Source organism: Halomonas sp. M4R1S46 (genome assembly GCF_025725685.1).
In the GTDB taxonomy this organism is placed as follows: Bacteria; Pseudomonadota; Gammaproteobacteria; order Pseudomonadales; family Halomonadaceae; genus Halomonas.
In genome coordinates, this window is the sequence record NZ_CP107008.1 from 3,574,523 (window position 1) to 3,591,188 (window position 16,666).

Consider the following 16,666-nt stretch of genomic DNA (forward strand, 5'->3'; position numbering starts at 1 on the left):
GGTGCGCCTTGCGCCCGGGGCGTCGTCGTTGCTGGGCGGGGACGACGTCATGCGCTTCCCCGCCCTGCGCAACCTGCCCTTGGTAGATGCCGGCAAAACTGCGCGACTACCTGGGGGAGGTGTCGCGTCTGAGCGGCGTGGCGCTGTACGACGATCGAGCCATATGAGGTTCAACCCTCCGAGGCCGTCGCCTCGTCGAGGCGAATGATGGTGTGGGCGTTGGTGGCGCTGGTGGCCAGGGTGTCGATCACCCCGGTGCGCAGCGCCCCGAGGATGCCCACCGCCTTGGTGTTCTCGCTGGCGATGGCGATGACATCGGGAATACGCGCCAGGTCACCGATGGTCAGGCCGACGACGCGCCCCTGCATGGGGGTAGTCGACGGCTGGCCATGAATATCGATGAAGTCATAGCCCATCATGTCGCCCACGGTACCGGACAAGCGGGCCTCGGCGATCTCCTGGGGCGAAAACCACCCCATGCGCACCATGTTGCTGTCCTCGCTGACGTCGCCGACGCCGATCAGCGCGACGTCGGCGCGCCGGGCCCGGTCCAGGGTCTGGCGTACGGTGGGATTGTCGTAGAGGGCGTCACGCAACTCGGCGTTCTGCACCAGGGCGGGGGCATAGAGGGTCTCGCTGTCGCCGCCGTATTTCAGCGCCAGTCGCCGGCAGATGTGATCCGGGTTCATGTACTCGCCGGCCCGCAGCGAGCCGCCGATGGCACAGACGAAGGAGCAGTGGCGCTCGCCGTGATCGAAGGCGTTGTCGGCCACCGCTCCGACGTTGCGCCCCATGCCCACCGCCACGATGCTGCCGTCCTCCAGGCGGCGTGACAGATGGTCGGCGACCAGGCTGGCCACCGAGGCACGCTGGACATCGACATCGCCGTTGTCCAGGGCGATCAGCGCCCGCTTGAGGCCGAAGCGGCGCTTGAGTTCCTGCTCGATCTCGGCGCTCACGGCGGGATGCTGGCGCACGCGCACATCGACGACGCCCTCCGCCTGCGCGCGCTTGAGCAGGCGGCCGACCCGCACCCGCGAGATACCCAGGCGATTGGCGATGACCTCCTGCGTCTCACCCTCCACATAGTAGAGGGTGGCGATCTCGGTCATCAGATCGATGTCGGCGTTGTCCTGGCGATCGTTCATCCCGCGCGTCCCTGGTGGTCGAATATCGTGGTGGAGGGCGGCATACGATAGCATATCGACCACCGCCTGCCCCGAGCCCCGCCGCGCATGACGGCGGGCCACGGCGTGGCGCAGGGGACCCACCATGCCGACGCTGCGCCACACCGATGACGGCATCAGGCCACTGCCGCCTCACCGTCCTGCGACACGCGCAGCCAGGACAGCATCACGAAAGCCGCACCGTAGAGTGCCACGAAGACCCATACCACGCCCGCATTGCCGCCCCAGGGCTGCACCAGGGCCACCACGGCGGCGCCGAGAAAGGCGGCCCCGCCGGCGGCGGTGGTGTACATGGCCATGGCCGCACCCTTGTGCTCGGGCACCAGCGCCGGCATGATCGCGCCCATGGGCACGAACCCGGCCAGCAGGATGCCGAAGATCGTGCCCGCCGCCACCGACAGGTAGTAGCCCCACTCGGAGCCCGCCGGCACCAGGTGCGGCACGTACCACCACGCCAGCAGCCCCAGCGCCGAGCCGATCACGCCGAACCAGCGTACCGTGCGCTGCCAGCCCCACTTGTCGCCCAGCGCACCGAAGGCGGCATTGAACAGGATGTTCCCGGCGTAGACGATCACCGTCATCATCAGCCAGCGCGACTGCCCCCAGCCGAGCTCATCGGCGATGACCGCCGGCATGATGATGAACATGCCGAATACCGGCGCGGTATTGATCAGCCGCACCAGGAAGCCCATGAGCACACGCGGATTGCGCGCGGTCAGGCTCAGGCCGCTGGCCATCACCTGACCCGCGCTCTCGTGCGCCGGCGCCAGGCGGCGACGCCCGGTGGGCTCACGCACCCCCAGCCATACCAGCAGGAAGCCCAGGGTCACCAGTACCATCGAGGCCCACAAGGTGCTGCGCTCGCCGAGGAAGCCATCGCCGAAGGCGGGGATCGAGAAGTAGGCGAACAGGGTGCCCAGCGTCGGCAGGCCGCCGGTGAACATCACGTAGAACCAGCCCACCGCGGCACCATTGCGCTGGCGCGGCACGATGGCGTTGACCCACACCAGGAAGCCGAAGGCGAACAGCGGGAAGCCGAACCCGCGGAAGAAGTAGGCGATGAACACCATCGCCAGCGACTCGACGTTGAGCGCGACCAGGAACAGCAGCTCGAAGGCGATCCACACCAAAAAGCCCAACAACATCACGCGCCGGGGGCCGAACAGGTCCGACAGCGTCCCGGAGAGATAGGAGGCGATGATCACCGCCACGCCGTACATGGTGATGATGGTGGGCACCAGGCCGGCCCCCGTGGCGCCGAGCCCCTGCTGCATGTGCGGCGCGATGAAGTTCGACTCCACGCCGTTGCCGGTCATGAACATCAGAACGCCCAGGAACCCCCAGCGCAGGACATGCGGGATGCCGATCCGGTCGAAGACGGACTCCCGCGCGACATACTCGATGGCCGTGCTACTCATGTTGTTTTCCTCGCGGCCAGGCATGCCCTCGGGTCGTGGCGACGGCGTCGTAGCGCGGGACATGCCGGGTCTTTGGCTCTTGTTGGCTGGATCATGGGCGCCGGGATGGTGGCTGGCGGCTCCTGTTGCTCACTGCGCCCATCACGCTTTTGTCATATCGACCCGGGGGGAGGCAATTGGACGGTCGTGGCCCCCTCCCAAAGTCACAGACGGGGGCGGCTCTCGTACTCGCGGATGCGTGCCAGCTTGGCGGTCGAGGGGCCACCGGGGAAGTCGTTGGCCAGGAAGGCCTCGACAATGCTCTTGGCCAGTTCCGGCCCCACCACGCGCGCGCCCAGGGTGACGATCTGGGCATCGTTGCTGGTTCTGGCCTTGGCGGCGGAATAGGTGTCGTGAGCCTGGGCGGCGCGAATGCCCGGCACCTTGTTGGCGGCGATCGCCACGCCGATGCCGGTGCCGCACACCAGGATGCCGCGGTCGAAGCGCCCCTCGCTGATCGCCTGGGCCACCGTGACCGCCACATCGGGATACAGGATCGGTTCGGCATTGTAGGTGCCGAAGTCTTCCACGGCATATCCCAGCGATCCCAGATGCTCGATCAGCACCTCCTTGAGCTGGAAGGCGGCCTCATCACCACCGATGGCGATCCGCAGGGGGGTGTCGTTGCTGGACATGGCGGTTACCTCTCTATGGATGAGAAATCATGACCCGGCCACTTGCCTCGCCGACCAGGACCTGGGAATCAAAATAACACCAACCAAACATTTGTAAAGGAAGAGATCATACGAACAGGGTCACCGCCAGGCATCGCCACACACGAGAGAAATCAAAACTAATCGCTTTAAATCAAAAATATATAGATTAACACCGAAGGCCACGCCCTCCATTCATGCGACCAATGTCGTATGAGATAACGCCATGCAAGCTTGACACACCCCCTGAACGGGCCAATCATTTGAACACATTTAGATCAAATAAAACCACAGCATCGTACGACAACGCCTCAGGAGGTACCCATGTCGACTCGACTCGACGCGCTCAAGCAGCTCTCCCTGGTGGTCGCCGACACCGGCGACCTGACCGCCATCCGGCGTTACCGGCCCCAGGACGCCACTACCAATCCCTCGCTGATCCTCAAGGCCTTCGAACTTCCCGACTACCAGCCGCTGATCGACGAGGAGCTGGCGGCGCTCCAGGCCGGGGGCGGAGACCGCGAGGCCCTGGCCGAACACGCCGTGGACCGCCTCGCCGTGGCCATGGGCAGCGAGATCGCCCAGGTGGTGCCCGGCCGAGTCTCCACCGAAGTGGCCGCCAAGCTGTCCTTCGACGAGGCCGCCAGCATCCGCAAGGCCCACGAGCTGATCGAGCTGTATGAGCGGCGCGGCGTGTCGCGGGATCGCGTGCTGATCAAGCTGGCCTCCACCTGGGAGGGCATCCGCGCCGCCGAGGTGCTGGAGAAGGAGGGCATCAACTGCAACCTGACCCTGCTGTTCAGCGAGGCCCAGGCCCAGGCCTGCTTCGATGCCGGTGTCTTTCTTGTCTCGCCCTTCGTCGGCCGGGTCACCGACTGGTACAAGCAGGCGACCGGCCAGGACTTCACCCCCGAGACCGACCCCGGCGTGAAGTTCGTGCGGAGCGTCTGCCAGCGGGTCAGCCAGGGCGGCTTCGACACCGTGGTGATGGGGGCCAGCTTCCGCAACACCGGCCAGGTGCTGGCGCTGGCCGGCTGCCCCCGGCTGACCATCTCGCCGGCGCTGCTCGAGGAGCTGTCTGCCAGCGAGGGGGAAGTGGCGCGCGGGGTCGAGATACAAGACGGCCGTGGCCAGCGCCCGGCGCCGCTCGGCGAGCCTGCGTTCCGCTGGGGCCACAACCAGGACGCCATGGCCAACGACAAGCTGGCCGAGGGCATCCGCCGCTTCGCCGAGGATCAGGCACATCTCGAGCGCCTGATCGCCGAGCGTCTCGCCGCCCACTGACCACAGGAATGCCGTCATGACCACTCGATTCGAACGGGCCAACGCCATCCGTGCGCTGTCCATGGACGCCGTCCAGAAGGCCAACTCCGGCCACCCCGGGGCCCCCATGGGCATGGCCGATATCGCCGAGGTGCTGTGGAACGACTACCTCGAGCACAACCCGACCAATCCCCACTGGGCCGATCGCGACCGCTTCGTGCTGTCCAATGGCCATGGCTCCATGCTGCTCTATTCGCTGCTGCACCTGACCGGCTACGACCTGGGCCTCGAGGACCTGCAGCACTTCCGTCAGTTGCACTCGCGCACTCCGGGCCATCCCGAGCTTGGTTATACGCCGGGTGTCGAGACCACCACCGGCCCATTGGGCCAGGGCCTGGCCAACGCCGTGGGCATGGCCATCGCCGAGCGCACCCTGGCCGCCCGGTACAACCGTCCTGGCCATGAGATCGTCGATCACTACACCTACTGCTTCGTCGGCGACGGCTGCCTGATGGAAGGCATCTCCCACGAGGTCTGCTCACTGGCCGGTACCCAGCAGCTCGGCAAGCTGATCGCCTTCTACGACGACAACGGCATCTCCATCGACGGCGAGGTCGAGGGCTGGTTCACCGACGACACCGCGGGGCGCTTCGCGGCCTACGGCTGGCAGGTCATCCCCGGCGTCGACGGCCACGACCCCGCGGCGGTCAAGGCCGCCATCGAGCAGGCCCGCGCCGAGGACGACAAGCCCAGCCTGATCGTCTGTCGCACCATCATCGGCTTCGGCGCGCCCAACAAGCAGGGCCAGGAGTCATGCCACGGCGCGGCGCTGGGCGAGGACGAGGTGGCCGCGGCCCGCGAGCGTCTGAACTGGCCGCACGCCCCCTTCCATATCCCCGAGGCCATCTATCGGGACTGGGATGCCCGCGAACACGGCGCCACGCGTGAGGCCGACTGGAACGCCCGCTTCGACCGCTACGCCGAGGCCTACCCCGCCGAGGCCCGCGAACTCGAACGCCGTCTCAAGGGCGAGCTGCCCGCCGAGCTGACCAGTGCGGCGCTGATCGAGCAGGCCCAAGCCAACGGCGAGACCGTCGCCTCGCGCAAGGCGTCACTCAACTGCCTCAATGCCCTCGGACCGCAGCTTCCCGAGCTGCTCGGCGGCAGCGCCGACCTGGCGCCCTCGAACCTGACCTTCTGGGACGGCGCCCAGGCGATCAGCGCCGGCTCTTCAGACAACCCCGCTAAGGGCTCTCCGGACGGCAACTACCTGCACTACGGGGTCCGCGAGTTCGGCATGGGCGCGATCATGAACGGCATCGCACTGCATGGCGGCTTCATTCCCTATGGCGCCACCTTCCTGATCTTCATGGAGTACATGCGCAATGCCGTGCGCATGGCGGCGCTGATGGGCCAGCGCGCGGCGTACGTGTTCACCCACGACTCCATCGGCCTGGGCGAGGATGGCCCCACCCACCAGCCGGTGGAACAGCTGACCAGCCTGCGCACCACGCCCAACCTGTCTACCTGGCGGCCCTGCGACGCGGTGGAGACCGCCGCCGCCTGGCACGTGGCGCTCCAGCGCTCGGCCGGCCCCACCGCCCTGGTGCTGTCGCGCCAGGGCCTGGCGCACCAGGCCCGGGACAAGCGGCAGCTGGCCGATATCCAGCGCGGCGGCTACGTCCTCAAGGACTGCCAGGGCACCCCCGAGGCGATCCTCATCGCCACCGGTGCCGAGGTGGGCCTGGCCATGGACGCCGCCGCCGAACTCGAGGCCCGGGGCCGGGCGGTGCGGGTGGTCTCCATGCCCTCCTGCGACACCTTCGACGCCCAGGACGCCGCCTACCGACAGTCGGTGCTGCCGGCCGAGGTCACCGCGCGGGTCGCCGTCGAAGCCGGCCATCGTGACTTCTGGTACAAGTACGCGGGCCTGGACGGCGAGGTGATCGGAATAAGCTCCTTCGGCGAGTCCGGCAAGGCAGAAGACTTGTTCCGGCACTTCGGTTTCGGCGTCGACAATGTCATCGTCGCGACCGAGCGGCTGCTGACCCGGCAAGCCGCCTGATAACGACATCGGGAATCCGGCCGGCGGCGGAGCCCCGCTGCCGACGGCGAAGAGACTGGCGGCGCCTGATGGCGCCGCATACAATGTGCCGACCGTGGCCAGGCACCACAGGCGCCTGGCCACGGTCATTGTTCTCAGGGCGGGGTGAAAGTCCCCACCGGCGGTGATGGCCTCTTTCGCCTCAGCCCGCGAGCGCCCGGGACGGCCGGCGTGCGGTTCCCCACCGACGCGGTCACGACCGGGGTCAGCAGATTCGGTGTGATTCCGAAGCCGACGGTGATAGTCCGGATGGAAGAGAACGGCTCGAGCGACGGGTGCCGATGGCGCCTGGCGGTCGATCCCGCATGCCCTGATTCTGGTGATATCAACGAGGAAAACCATGAATCAGCCCACCTCCCGTTACGCCCCCCGCATCGCCTTCATCCAGGCCAGCTGGCACAGCGATATCGTCGGCCAGGCCCGCGAGGCGTTCACCACCACCCTCGCCGAGAAGCACGGCATCGACGCCGATCGGATCGAGGCCTTCAGCGTCGCCGGCGCCTACGAGATCCCCCTGCAGGCCAAGCTGCTGGCCAACAGCGGCCGCTATGACGCCATCGTCGCCGCCGGCTTCGTGGTCGATGGCGGCATCTATCGCCACGACTTCGTCGCCCAGGCGGTGATCGACGGCCTGATGCGGGTCCAGCTCGACACCGAGGTGCCGGTGCTGTCGGTGGTGCTCACCCCACACCATTTCCACGAGCACGCCACCCACACGGCGTTCTTCCACGAGCACTTCGTGACCAAGGGACGCGAGGCGGCCGAGGCCTGCGCCATGACGCTGGAAAACCTCCGCCAGGCCCGTGGCCTGGCCGACTGACGCACGGCCGCGCCATCTGAACTCCCACGACACTGCCCGGCCCGCGCCGGGCAGTGTCGTTTCATTGGCATCGTCGGGACGAGATTCGAGATCACGGGGAGGAGCCCCCTGAACACGCAAGCGCCGCCGGGCGGACCCGGCGGCACGGAGGGAAGGAACCGTGGAGGCGGGGATGGCCGCCTCCAGGGGCAGGCTACTGCTGCGCGAGTACGAAAGGCGCGGTGTAGCGATCCACGTTGTCCGAGGTGACCAGCATGCAGTCGAAGAGCTTCTTCTCGCTGCCGAGACCGGTCTCACCGGTGCGGATGAACCTGTCCGCCAGGCGAACCGCCTGCTCGGAGAAGATGGCCACCGGCTGCAGGACCGTGTAGGCCATCTCGCCGGCCTTGACCGCATCGATGGCATCGGGCGAGCCATCGAAGCCACCGACCACCACGTCGTCGAGCTTGCCGGCCTCCTTGAGCGCCGCGATCGCCCCGAGGGCCATCTCGTCGTTGCCGCTGATCACCCCCTGGATGTCGGGATTGGCCTGCAGCATGCTCTGCATCTTGTTGTAGCCCTGGGTGCGATCCCAGTTGGCGACATCCGAACCGACCTTCTCGAGGGAGGGGTACTGGCTGAGCACGGTCTGATAGCCATTCGAACGGGTCGCAGCGTTGTTGTCGGAGGGCGCGCCCTTGAGTTCGACGTAGGACGCCCCGTCACCGACGTACTGCACCCACTGCTGGGCCCCCAGGGCCGCCCCCTGGGCGTTGTTGGATACCAGTTGTGCCTCGGCCAGGCCCTGCTGGTTGATCTCGGCGTTGACGATGAACACCGGGATGCCGGCGTCGACGGCCTTGCGTACGGCGCCGATGGAGCCGTCGGCGTTGGCCGGGTCGAGGATTATCGCCTCGGCCTGGTTGGTGATCGCGGTATCGATCTGTCGACTCTCGGCGTTGGTGTCGCCCTTGTGGGAGCTCACGTTGGCCTCATAGCCCAACTCCTCGGCGGTCTCGCGGGCGATCTTGCCCTCGGTGAACCAGTAGGGGTTGGAGTTGTCGTTGACGATGATCGAGATGAGCCCCTTGTCCTGGGCCACGGCGGCGCCGGCGAAGAGCGGCGCGCTCACGGCGAGGGCGGTGATCAGCAGACGCTTTGCGTTCTTGAACATGCTGGACCTTCCTTACTGTTGTGGTTGTAATGCCGACGCATCGGCTGGGCGTTTCACAGCGATATCCGTACGTCAGACGACGGCTCGCTGTTGCGAGGAACTCGGTTGCTGTTGCGTGGGAGACGCCTGTCGTTGTGAGGGAGACGCCTGACCGTCGGACGCCGCCGGGCGCGGCGTCTTGCGGCCCTTGTATTGAATGCTGTTGAGCAGCACGGCGAGCACGATGACGGCCCCGGTGAACACGGTTTGCCAGTAGGACGAGACGCCGATGATCACCAGCCCGTCGGACAAAAAGCCGATCACGAAGGCCCCGAGCAGGGTGCCGCGCACGTTGCCGCGGCCACCGGTCAGCGCCGCCCCGCCGATGACCACGCCGGCGATGGCGGTCAGCTCGTAGGTGGTGCCCGCGGTCGGCCCCGCCGAGGTCAGCTGCGACGACAGCACCAGGCCGGCGATGGCGGCGCAGATCCCCGACAGCACATAGACCGACACCTGGACGCGCTTGACCGGCACCCCGGACAGCTCCGCCGCCCGGGCGTTGCCGCCGGTGGAATACACCCAGCGACCGAAGGGGGTGCGCGACAGCGCCAGCATGGCGGCGATGGCCACGGCCGCCAGGATCAGCACGCCGACCGGTACGCCGAACAGCCGATTGAAGCCCAGCCAGTCGAAGCCGGTATTGCCGAGTTCCGGGCTGCCGCCGAGGTTGTTGTAGGTGAGGCCATCGGTCATCAACAAGGCGACGCCGCGGGCGACGTAGAGCATGCCCAGGGTGGCGACGAAGGCCGGCACCTTGAAGTAGGCGATGAGCACGCCGTTGATGGCGCCGACCAGGGCACCCAGCGCGCAGGTCAGGACGACGACCGCCCACACCGGGGGATAGACCACGACGCCGAAGGCCTCGAACGACACCCCCTGCATCAGGAAGCCGGCGAAGACGCCCGCGAACCCCAGCGTGGAGCCCACCGACAGATCGATGCCGCCGGTGAGGATCACCAGCAGCATGCCGGTGGACAGCAGGCCGAATATCGCCACATGCGACGACATGGTCAGGAAGTTGTTCGCCGAGAAGTAGACCGGCGACAGGATCGAGAAGATGAGGATGATCGCGATCAGGGCGAAGAACGCCCTGCCCTCGAGCAGCAGGCGCCCCAGGTCGAAGCCGCCACTGCCGGCATTCGGCTGGGTGTCGCGTTGAGCTTGGCTGGCATGGGTCATTGTTGTGTACTCCGCTGGTTGTTGGCTCAGGCGGCCACGGCCTCGCCCGAGGCGGCCATGATCTCGGCCTTGCTGACGTCGGCACCGAACTCCGCGGCGATCCGGCCGCGGCTCATCACCACCACCCGGTGCGCGATGCTCAGGCATTCGCCGACCTCGGAGGTGGTGAAGACCACGGCCAGGCCCTGCCGGGCGCCCTCGCTGAGCAGCCGGAAGACCTCGGCCTTGGCGCCGATGTCGATGCCGCGGCTGGGCTCGTCGAGCAGCACGACGTCGGGATGGGTGGCCAGCATCTTGCCGATGACGACTTTCTGCTGGTTGCCCCCCGACAGCGAGCCGATCTCGGCCCTGCCGCCGTCGGTCTTGATATGCACGTTGCGGATGGACTCCTCGACGACCGCCTGCTCCCCCCGATGCGAGGTGAACAGCCGGCGGGTGAAGGCGCCGATACTGGCCAGCGACAGGTTCTCGCCCACCGACATCGTCTGCACGAGCCCGTCGCGCTGGCGGTCCTCGGGCACCAGCACCAGGCCCTGCTCGATGCGCTCGGCGATGCTCAGGCGCGAGACGTCACGGCCCTCGAGGACGACGCTGCCTCCCGTCAGGGGAAGACGGCCGGCGACGCTCTCGAGCAGTTCGGTACGCCCGGCGCCCATCAGGCCGTAGATGCAGACGATCTCGCCGGCCCGCACGTCCAGCGACAGCCGGTCGACGGCCGACCGATCGGGCAGCTTGGCGTCCGGGACGGATACCTCTCGCAGCGACAGGGCGACCTCGCCCATGGCGTAACCGCTGGGTGGCGAGCCGAGGTCGAAACCCTCGCCGACCATGTTCTTCACGATCCACTCCAGGTCGATGTCCCGGCTCGGGGCATAGGCCGTCATGGTGCCGTCACGCAGCACGACGGCATGGTCGGTAATCGTGAGGGCTTCCTCGAGATGGTGGGAGATGTAGACGATCGAGACGCCACGGCTCTTGAGGTCGCGAATCACCCGGAACAGCACCTCGACCTCCGAGGCGGAGAGCGCCGAGGTCGGCTCGTCCATGATCAGGATGCGCGAGTTCGCCGATAGCGCCCGGGCGATCTCGACGATCTGCTGCTGCCCCAGGCGTAGGTCTTCCACCGGCGTGCGCGGGTCGATGGGCTCGTCCAGCTCCTCCATCAGCCGACGCGTCTGGCGCTCCTCCTCGGCGTAGTCGATGCCGGTCGACCCGCCCAGCTCGCGCCCCATGAAGATGTTGTCGCGCACGCTGAGGTTGGGCGCGAGGCTCAGCTCCTGGTGGATGATCGAGATCCCCAGGCGCTGCGCCTCGGTGGTCGAGGCGACGCTCACCGGACGACCGTCCAGGAGGATCTCGCCGGAGGTCGGCTGCAACACCCCCGAGAGGATCTTCATCAGCGTCGACTTGCCGGCCCCGTTCTCGCCGAACAGGGTCGTGACCTGGCCGCGGTGGATATCGAAGTTCACCGATTTCAGGGCATGGACGTTGCCGAAGGACTTGGCGATATGGCGTGCCGAGAGGATGACCTCGTCGGTGCCGTCTTGTTCTTGAAGTATCGGGTTCATGGCATGCTCATCCGTCATTCAGGGAAATCGGGCTCACTGGACGCTCAGGCTGACCGGCGTCACCAGCCAGTTGCGCGGGTTGATCAGCTTGAAGACACCGGTGACCGCGATGGTCCGGCCGGTCAGCGCTCCGGTATCGAGACTCGCCAGCACCTGCGCCTTCATCGCGTCGTTGATCGCCGCGCCGGCGTTCTGGTACTCGATCTGGTTGGTGAACTGGCCAAACTTGATGGTGCCGGTGGCATCCCGCAGGTCGGTGCCGTTGATCGCCGGCCCGGTCTGGACCCGGATCGTCAGGTCGTCGGGAACGCCGGCGACATCGACCGTGTAGATGCCGGCCTTGCCCTCTCCGACCACGCCGGAGAAGCGCACGGGGACCACCGGGCCGATACCGGCCGCCACTCCAAACCGCTCGCCGGCCGCCTTGTCCTCGGCGATGGCGGCGGCCAGTTCAGAGGCCTCGACGGCACGCTCCTCGACGCTGGCTTGCACTTCGGGAAAGTGCTCCGCCCCGAAACGTTCGGCCGAGAAGCCATCATCGACGACCTCCGCCTGGGAGCCGATGGTCACGACCGTGGTGTCCAGGGCCATGGCGCCCAGCAGGACGACCGCGACGCCGATGGCCGCGGCGAGACCTCGCCCCTTCCCGGGACGCGGCAGCGATATGGCATTGGTTGACGCACTCATGGTGAAAGACCTCTTGTTGTTGGAATCTCGGTACTGGCGTGAGCGTCAAGTCGGGCTCAGGAGGCGGCGACGCTGTCGACCCCGGCTGCGGCCCTCGCACCCTCGGGCGCACCGATCTGCCGGCTCACCCAGGCCGCGACCCGCTCGGTCTCCGACTCGCTCATGACCAGATAGAGCTTGGTGCGTCGCTCGAGAATGTCCTCGGCGCTGCGCGCCCATTCGTGATCGACCAGATAGCGCGCCTCGGCGGCGTAGAGGTCGGCCCCCAGGCGCTCGCCCAGGTCCGCGTAGCCCCTGGCCTCGCCGAGGATCCGCCGGGCGATGGTGCCGTAGAGGCGGGCGTAGCGAGTGGCGGTGGTTTCCTCGAGCCAGGGGTAATCGCGCTGTAGGCCCTCGAGGAAGGCCTCGAAGTCGGCACCCGGCATGTCGCCGCCGGGCAGCGGCGCGGTCTCGTTCCAGGTCCTGCCCATCGCCGGAAGGTAGGGCGCGAGCTTGTCCAGGCCATGCTCGGCGAGCTTGCGGTAAGTGGTGATCTTGCCGCCGAACACCGACAGCAGCGGCGCCTTGCCACCGGCGTCGGAGACGTCGAAGACGTAGTCGCGGGTCACCGCCGAGGGATTGTCCTGGGAATCATCGAAAAGGGGCCGGATCCCGGAGAAGCTGGTCAGGATGTCGTCCCGGGTATAGGGCGTCTCGAAGTAGCGATTGACCACACCCAGCAGGTAGTCGATCTCCTGCTCGTCGATGGACACCCGGTCCGGATCGCCCTCGTAGACGACGTCGGTGGTGCCCACCAGCAGCTTGTCGCCCTCGTAGGGATTGACGAAGATCACCCGCTTGTCGTCGTTCTGCAGCAGGTAGGAGTTGGCGGTGGCGTAGCGCTTGGGCAGCACGATGTGACTGCCCTTGACCAGCTTGACCCGGTCCTTGCCGCCCTGGTCGAAGGCGCCCTTGAGCACCTTGTCCACCCAGGGGCCGGCGGCATTGATCACCGCCCTGGCGGAGAGGGGGGTGACCTCGCCGCTGTGGGTATCGGTGAGTTCGACCTCCCAGTGGTCGGCCAGTCGGGTCGCCCTGGTGCAGGCGGTGCGGGTGTAGACCCTGGCCCCGAGGCGCGCGGCGTCGAGCGCGTTGAGGACCACCAGGCGGGCATCGTCCACCCAGCAGTCGGCATATTCGAAGCCCTTGGGATAGTCGTCCTTGATCGCCTCACCCTCCGGGCAGCGACGCAGGTCGAGGCCGCGGCTGCCGGGCAGCAGGTCGTCCTTGCCGCCCAGGTGGTCGTAGAGGAAGAGGCCAGCGCGGACCAGCCAGGCCGGACGCTGCTCGGGGCTGTGGGGCAGCACGAAGCGCATCGGCCAGATGATGTGCGGCGCCTTCTTGAGCATGACGCTGCGCTCCTTGAGGGCCTCGCGCACCAGGCGGAATTCGTAGTATTCCAGGTAGCGCAGGCCGCCGTGGATCAGCTTGCCGCTGCGCGACGACGTGCCCTGGGCCAGGTCGTCCTTCTCGCACAGGGCGACGGACAGGCCGCGGCCGGCGGCGTCCCGGGCGAAGCCCGCGCCGTTGATGCCGGCTCCGATGATCAGCAGGTCGTAGAGCGGCCGGCGGTCGCGGGTCCGAGGCTGGGCGGATGAATCGAGCATGGTTGTTATCTCCTGTCGGGGAATGACGTGGACCGCTTCAGCGTTCGGCGTTGACGCGCTCGAGATGGCGCCAGAAGCCGTCCGAATTGGTGTGGGAACGGCGATAGACCCCGAACAGTCGCTCATAGAGGTTCTGCAGGGCGGGATCGGGCGACACGCACTCCTCGGCCAGGAAGGGCGTCACCCAGGTCCGGCAGGCCTCGGCCAGGTCGCGGTGGTGTCCCAGGCACAGGCTTGCCACCATGGCAGCACCCGCGGCGCCGGTTTCGCCCCGCGTCAGGGTGCGCACCGGCACGCCCATCACCGAGGCGAGGATGGTGCACAGCGTCCTGCTCTGGGCGGCGCCGCCGGTCAGCCGAAGCTCCTCCGGGTGAGCTTCCAGGGCGTGGTAGCAATCTCGGGCGGCGAAGGCGACGCCCTCGTAGATGGCCCGCACCATGTGCAGATGGTTGACCTCGGTGGAGAGGCCCAGGAACTGGGCCCGGGCACGGGGGTTGAAGAAAGGGCCGCGCTCGCCGTTGGCGCAGATGAAGGGGTGATAGATCAGCCGCCCCGGCTCGGTGGTGGCCAGCGCCGCATCGAGTCTCGGCAGCAGTCCCTCGGCGGTCAGCGGCGCTTCTCCCAACGCCTCGAGCATCTCGTTGAGCCCCTTGAGGAACCACTCCAGATTGAGAGTGGCGGCCATGTTGGAACACAGCTGGACCCAGGTGTCGGGCGCGACGCAAGGCATGGTGTAGCAGGACTGGTTGCTGAGCACGATGTCGCGCGAGTCCTCGCGCGCGCACAGGTGAGCCCCGGTGGTGCCGATGATGCTGCAGGCCACTCGCTTGCCGGGCTCATAGACCCCGGCGCCCAGCCCCGTGGCCAGCATATCGACCGGTGCCAGTACCACCGGAGTGCCCTCGGTCACGCCGATCTGGCGGGCCACTTCGGCGCCGAGGACACCGTGCTCGCGGCTGCCGTCGACGATCCGCGGCAGTCGCTCGCGGTACCTGTCCAGGCCGAACGCATTGAGCACCGTGTCCGAGTAGTCGCCGCTGCGGAAGTCACCGTAGGTCCACAGCGCCTCGGCCGGATCGGTGGCGCGGTCGCCGGTCAGGCAGAAGTACAGCCAGTCCTTGCAGTGGAAGATGGTGGCCGCCGCGGCGACGCGATCGGGATCGTGGTGATCGAGCCAGCTCAGCTGGCCGCTCTGGATCGACTGGTTGAGCCCGGTGCCGGTGCACCGGTAGGTCTCGGGCCCGGTGCGGGTCGCCCGCCAATGGGAGACGATGTCGCTGGCGCGGCTGTCGAGCCATAGCAACGCATCCCCCACGGGCCGCCCCTCGGCGTCGATCATCCAGGTGCCGTCGCCCTGCCCGGTCACCGCGATGGCGGCCAGCCGCGGAACGAGCGCCGGGTGCTCGGCAAACAGGCGCTGGAGCGTGGTCCGGGCCGCCTCCCAGGTGCCCGGCAGACTCTGCTCGACGCCCCCGTCGGGAAGGGTCTCGAGGCGATTTGCGCACTGGGTCTTGGCCAATTCGCAGCCCTGGCGATCGAAGGCCACCGCCTTGATCACCGAGGTGCCGGCATCCAGACCGACGATCACGTCATCCTGCATGGGGCACCTCCCGAGCGGGGCCGGTGTCGAAGCGCGCGTTGGCGTTGTAGTGGGTCGGGCTCGACATGATGTTGTCTCTTGTTGTGAGCTGGCGTGCGGCGAGGCGGCGGCGCCGGGTGCATCGAGGAAGATCGTCGGGCCCGGCGATGTTCGTCTCGCCTGTCGGCCATGCGCGTCTTCCGTTGTTGGCGTTGTTGTGGCGCGTCTCGGCTTGCGGTCGTGGTGGCTAGTCCGTCTCCTCGTCGAGCAGGTCCAGCACCGCACGGGCGACGACCTCATCGGTGATCAGTCCCTTGAGCAGCCCGCTGCGCAGCACCGAGAGGGTGGCGCGCACCTTCTCCTCGCCGCCGGCGACGGCGACGATGTGGTGGTCGCGCAGTTGCTCGAGGCCGAGCCCGAGGGTGCGTGCGTTGATCTCGGAATCCACCCGATTGCCGTGGGCATCCAGGAACTGGCCCAGCAGTTCCGCCTCGGCGCCGGCCTCGTGCAGCCGGCGGGCATCCTCGGCGTCTATCTCGCCGAGCTCCATCAGCAACGAATGGCCCTGCGACGGCACCGCGCCCAGCCCCACCATGGTCAGGTCGGCGGCGGTGGCGATGTTGATGACGTCCTGGACGCTGCGCTGCTCCATCAGCACACGCTTGTGCTCGGCGGTGTCGGCGAACAGCGGCACCGGCAGCAGGTAGCCCTCGCCGCCGGTCTTGTCGACCAGGCGATGGATGACGTCATAGGGGTTCAGGGCCATCTTGCGCACCACGCTGCCCAGTACCGGGACCATCTTGAGTCCCGAGCAGTCCATCTGCGGCAGGCAGTTGACCATCTCCGACAGGCTGCGGCCCCAACCCAGCCCCAGCACCTCGACGCTCTTGGCATCCAGCCGGCTCTTCAGGTAGTAGGCCGCGGCCATGCCCAGGTTAGCGAAGGGGTTGGCCTCCTCCTCCACCGGCATCGCCGGCACCACCGAGCACATCTCGAGGTTCATGCGCCGCTTGAGCTCGTCTTCCAGAGTCAGCAACGCCTCGGGCGAGCCCTTGATGAACACCTGCACCGCGCCCATCTCGTGGGCCGCGGCGATCAGCCGGTGCACCTTCATGCGCGACACCATCAGGCGGTCGGCGATCTGTGCCTGGGTATAGCCCCCCACATAGGAAAGCCAGGCCGCTCTCAGGGCCAGGTCGCTCTCGCTATAGCTGGGCGTGGGGTTTTTCATGGCTCTCTCCGTTTTGATATTTTGTTCATGTGCTGTTAAAAATAACGCTAGAGGAGGTTATCGAGGCTGTCAAGGCGTTCCGCAACTGTCGGGCGTCGGC

General features: G+C 67.4%; 13 protein-coding genes and 1 riboswitch. Of the genes, 3 read left to right on the top strand and 10 right to left on the bottom strand.

All coding sequences use genetic code 11. From position 1 onward, the window contains the following. Positions 1-170 precede the first annotated feature (170 nt). The 3 genes from OCT48_RS16520 to rpiB form a co-directional block, all read right to left on the bottom strand. Positions 171-1,148 (bottom strand): sugar-binding transcriptional regulator, encoded by a 978-nt coding sequence (locus OCT48_RS16520; protein WP_263590225.1) that lies wholly within the window; start codon positions 1,146-1,148, stop codon positions 171-173. Between the two features lie 155 nt (positions 1,149-1,303). Next, positions 1,304-2,605 (bottom strand): RbtT/DalT/CsbX family MFS transporter, encoded by a 1,302-nt coding sequence (locus tag OCT48_RS16525; RefSeq protein ID WP_263590226.1) that lies wholly within the window; start codon positions 2,603-2,605, stop codon positions 1,304-1,306. Positions 2,606-2,808: 203 nt separating this feature from the next. Beyond that, positions 2,809-3,279: a ribose 5-phosphate isomerase B gene (gene rpiB / locus OCT48_RS16530; protein WP_263590227.1), complete on the bottom strand. Its 471-nt coding sequence runs from the start codon at positions 3,277-3,279 to the stop codon at positions 2,809-2,811. 342 nt (positions 3,280-3,621) lie between these two features. Between rpiB and tal the strand changes: the two genes are divergently transcribed. The 3 genes from tal to OCT48_RS16545 all read left to right on the top strand — a co-directional run bounded on the left by tal (position 3,622) and on the right by OCT48_RS16545 (position 7,484). Beyond that, positions 3,622-4,581, top strand: coding sequence for a transaldolase (gene tal / locus OCT48_RS16535; protein ID WP_263590228.1), 960 nt, complete (start codon positions 3,622-3,624; stop codon positions 4,579-4,581). Positions 4,582-4,597: 16 nt separating this feature from the next. Then, the gene (tkt, locus tag OCT48_RS16540) at positions 4,598-6,625 is read left to right on the top strand and encodes a transketolase (protein WP_263590229.1); all 2,028 of its coding nucleotides are present in this window, start codon (positions 4,598-4,600) and stop codon (positions 6,623-6,625) included. 126 nt (positions 6,626-6,751) lie between these two features. Further along, positions 6,752-6,929, top strand: a riboswitch (FMN riboswitch). A 75-nt stretch (positions 6,930-7,004) separates the two neighbouring features. Beyond that, positions 7,005-7,484 carry a 6,7-dimethyl-8-ribityllumazine synthase gene (locus tag OCT48_RS16545; protein WP_263590230.1) on the top strand — a complete coding sequence of 160 codons (480 nt, stop codon included), beginning with the start codon at positions 7,005-7,007 and terminating at the stop codon, positions 7,482-7,484. A 193-nt stretch (positions 7,485-7,677) separates the two neighbouring features. On the opposite strand, the gene OCT48_RS16550 is transcribed toward OCT48_RS16545, so the two are convergent. From OCT48_RS16550 to OCT48_RS16580, 7 genes are all read right to left on the bottom strand, one after another. Then, positions 7,678-8,637, bottom strand: a complete 960-nt coding sequence (locus OCT48_RS16550; protein WP_263590231.1) for a D-ribose ABC transporter substrate-binding protein — start codon at positions 8,635-8,637, stop codon at positions 7,678-7,680. A 72-nt stretch (positions 8,638-8,709) separates the two neighbouring features. Next, on the bottom strand, positions 8,710-9,855 hold the full coding sequence (locus tag OCT48_RS16555) for an ABC transporter permease (RefSeq protein ID WP_263590232.1): 1,146 nt from the start codon (positions 9,853-9,855) through the stop codon (positions 8,710-8,712). Positions 9,856-9,881: 26 nt separating this feature from the next. Next, entirely contained in the window at positions 9,882-11,423 is a 1,542-nt protein-coding gene (locus OCT48_RS16560) for a sugar ABC transporter ATP-binding protein (protein WP_263590233.1), read from the bottom strand. A 33-nt stretch (positions 11,424-11,456) separates the two neighbouring features. Continuing rightward, entirely contained in the window at positions 11,457-12,110 is a 654-nt protein-coding gene (locus tag OCT48_RS16565; RefSeq protein ID WP_263590234.1) for a DUF2291 family protein, read from the bottom strand. A gap of 56 nt (positions 12,111-12,166) precedes the next feature. Then, positions 12,167-13,756, bottom strand: a complete 1,590-nt coding sequence (locus tag OCT48_RS16570) for a glycerol-3-phosphate dehydrogenase (RefSeq protein WP_263590235.1) — start codon at positions 13,754-13,756, stop codon at positions 12,167-12,169. 37 nt (positions 13,757-13,793) lie between these two features. After that, complete coding sequence (locus OCT48_RS16575) at positions 13,794-15,356, bottom strand: FGGY-family carbohydrate kinase (RefSeq protein WP_263590236.1); 1,563 nt, start codon at positions 15,354-15,356, stop codon at positions 13,794-13,796. A 226-nt stretch (positions 15,357-15,582) separates the two neighbouring features. Beyond that, positions 15,583-16,566, bottom strand: coding sequence for a sugar-binding transcriptional regulator (locus tag OCT48_RS16580; RefSeq protein WP_263590237.1), 984 nt, complete (start codon positions 16,564-16,566; stop codon positions 15,583-15,585). Positions 16,567-16,666: the final 100 nt, after the last annotated feature.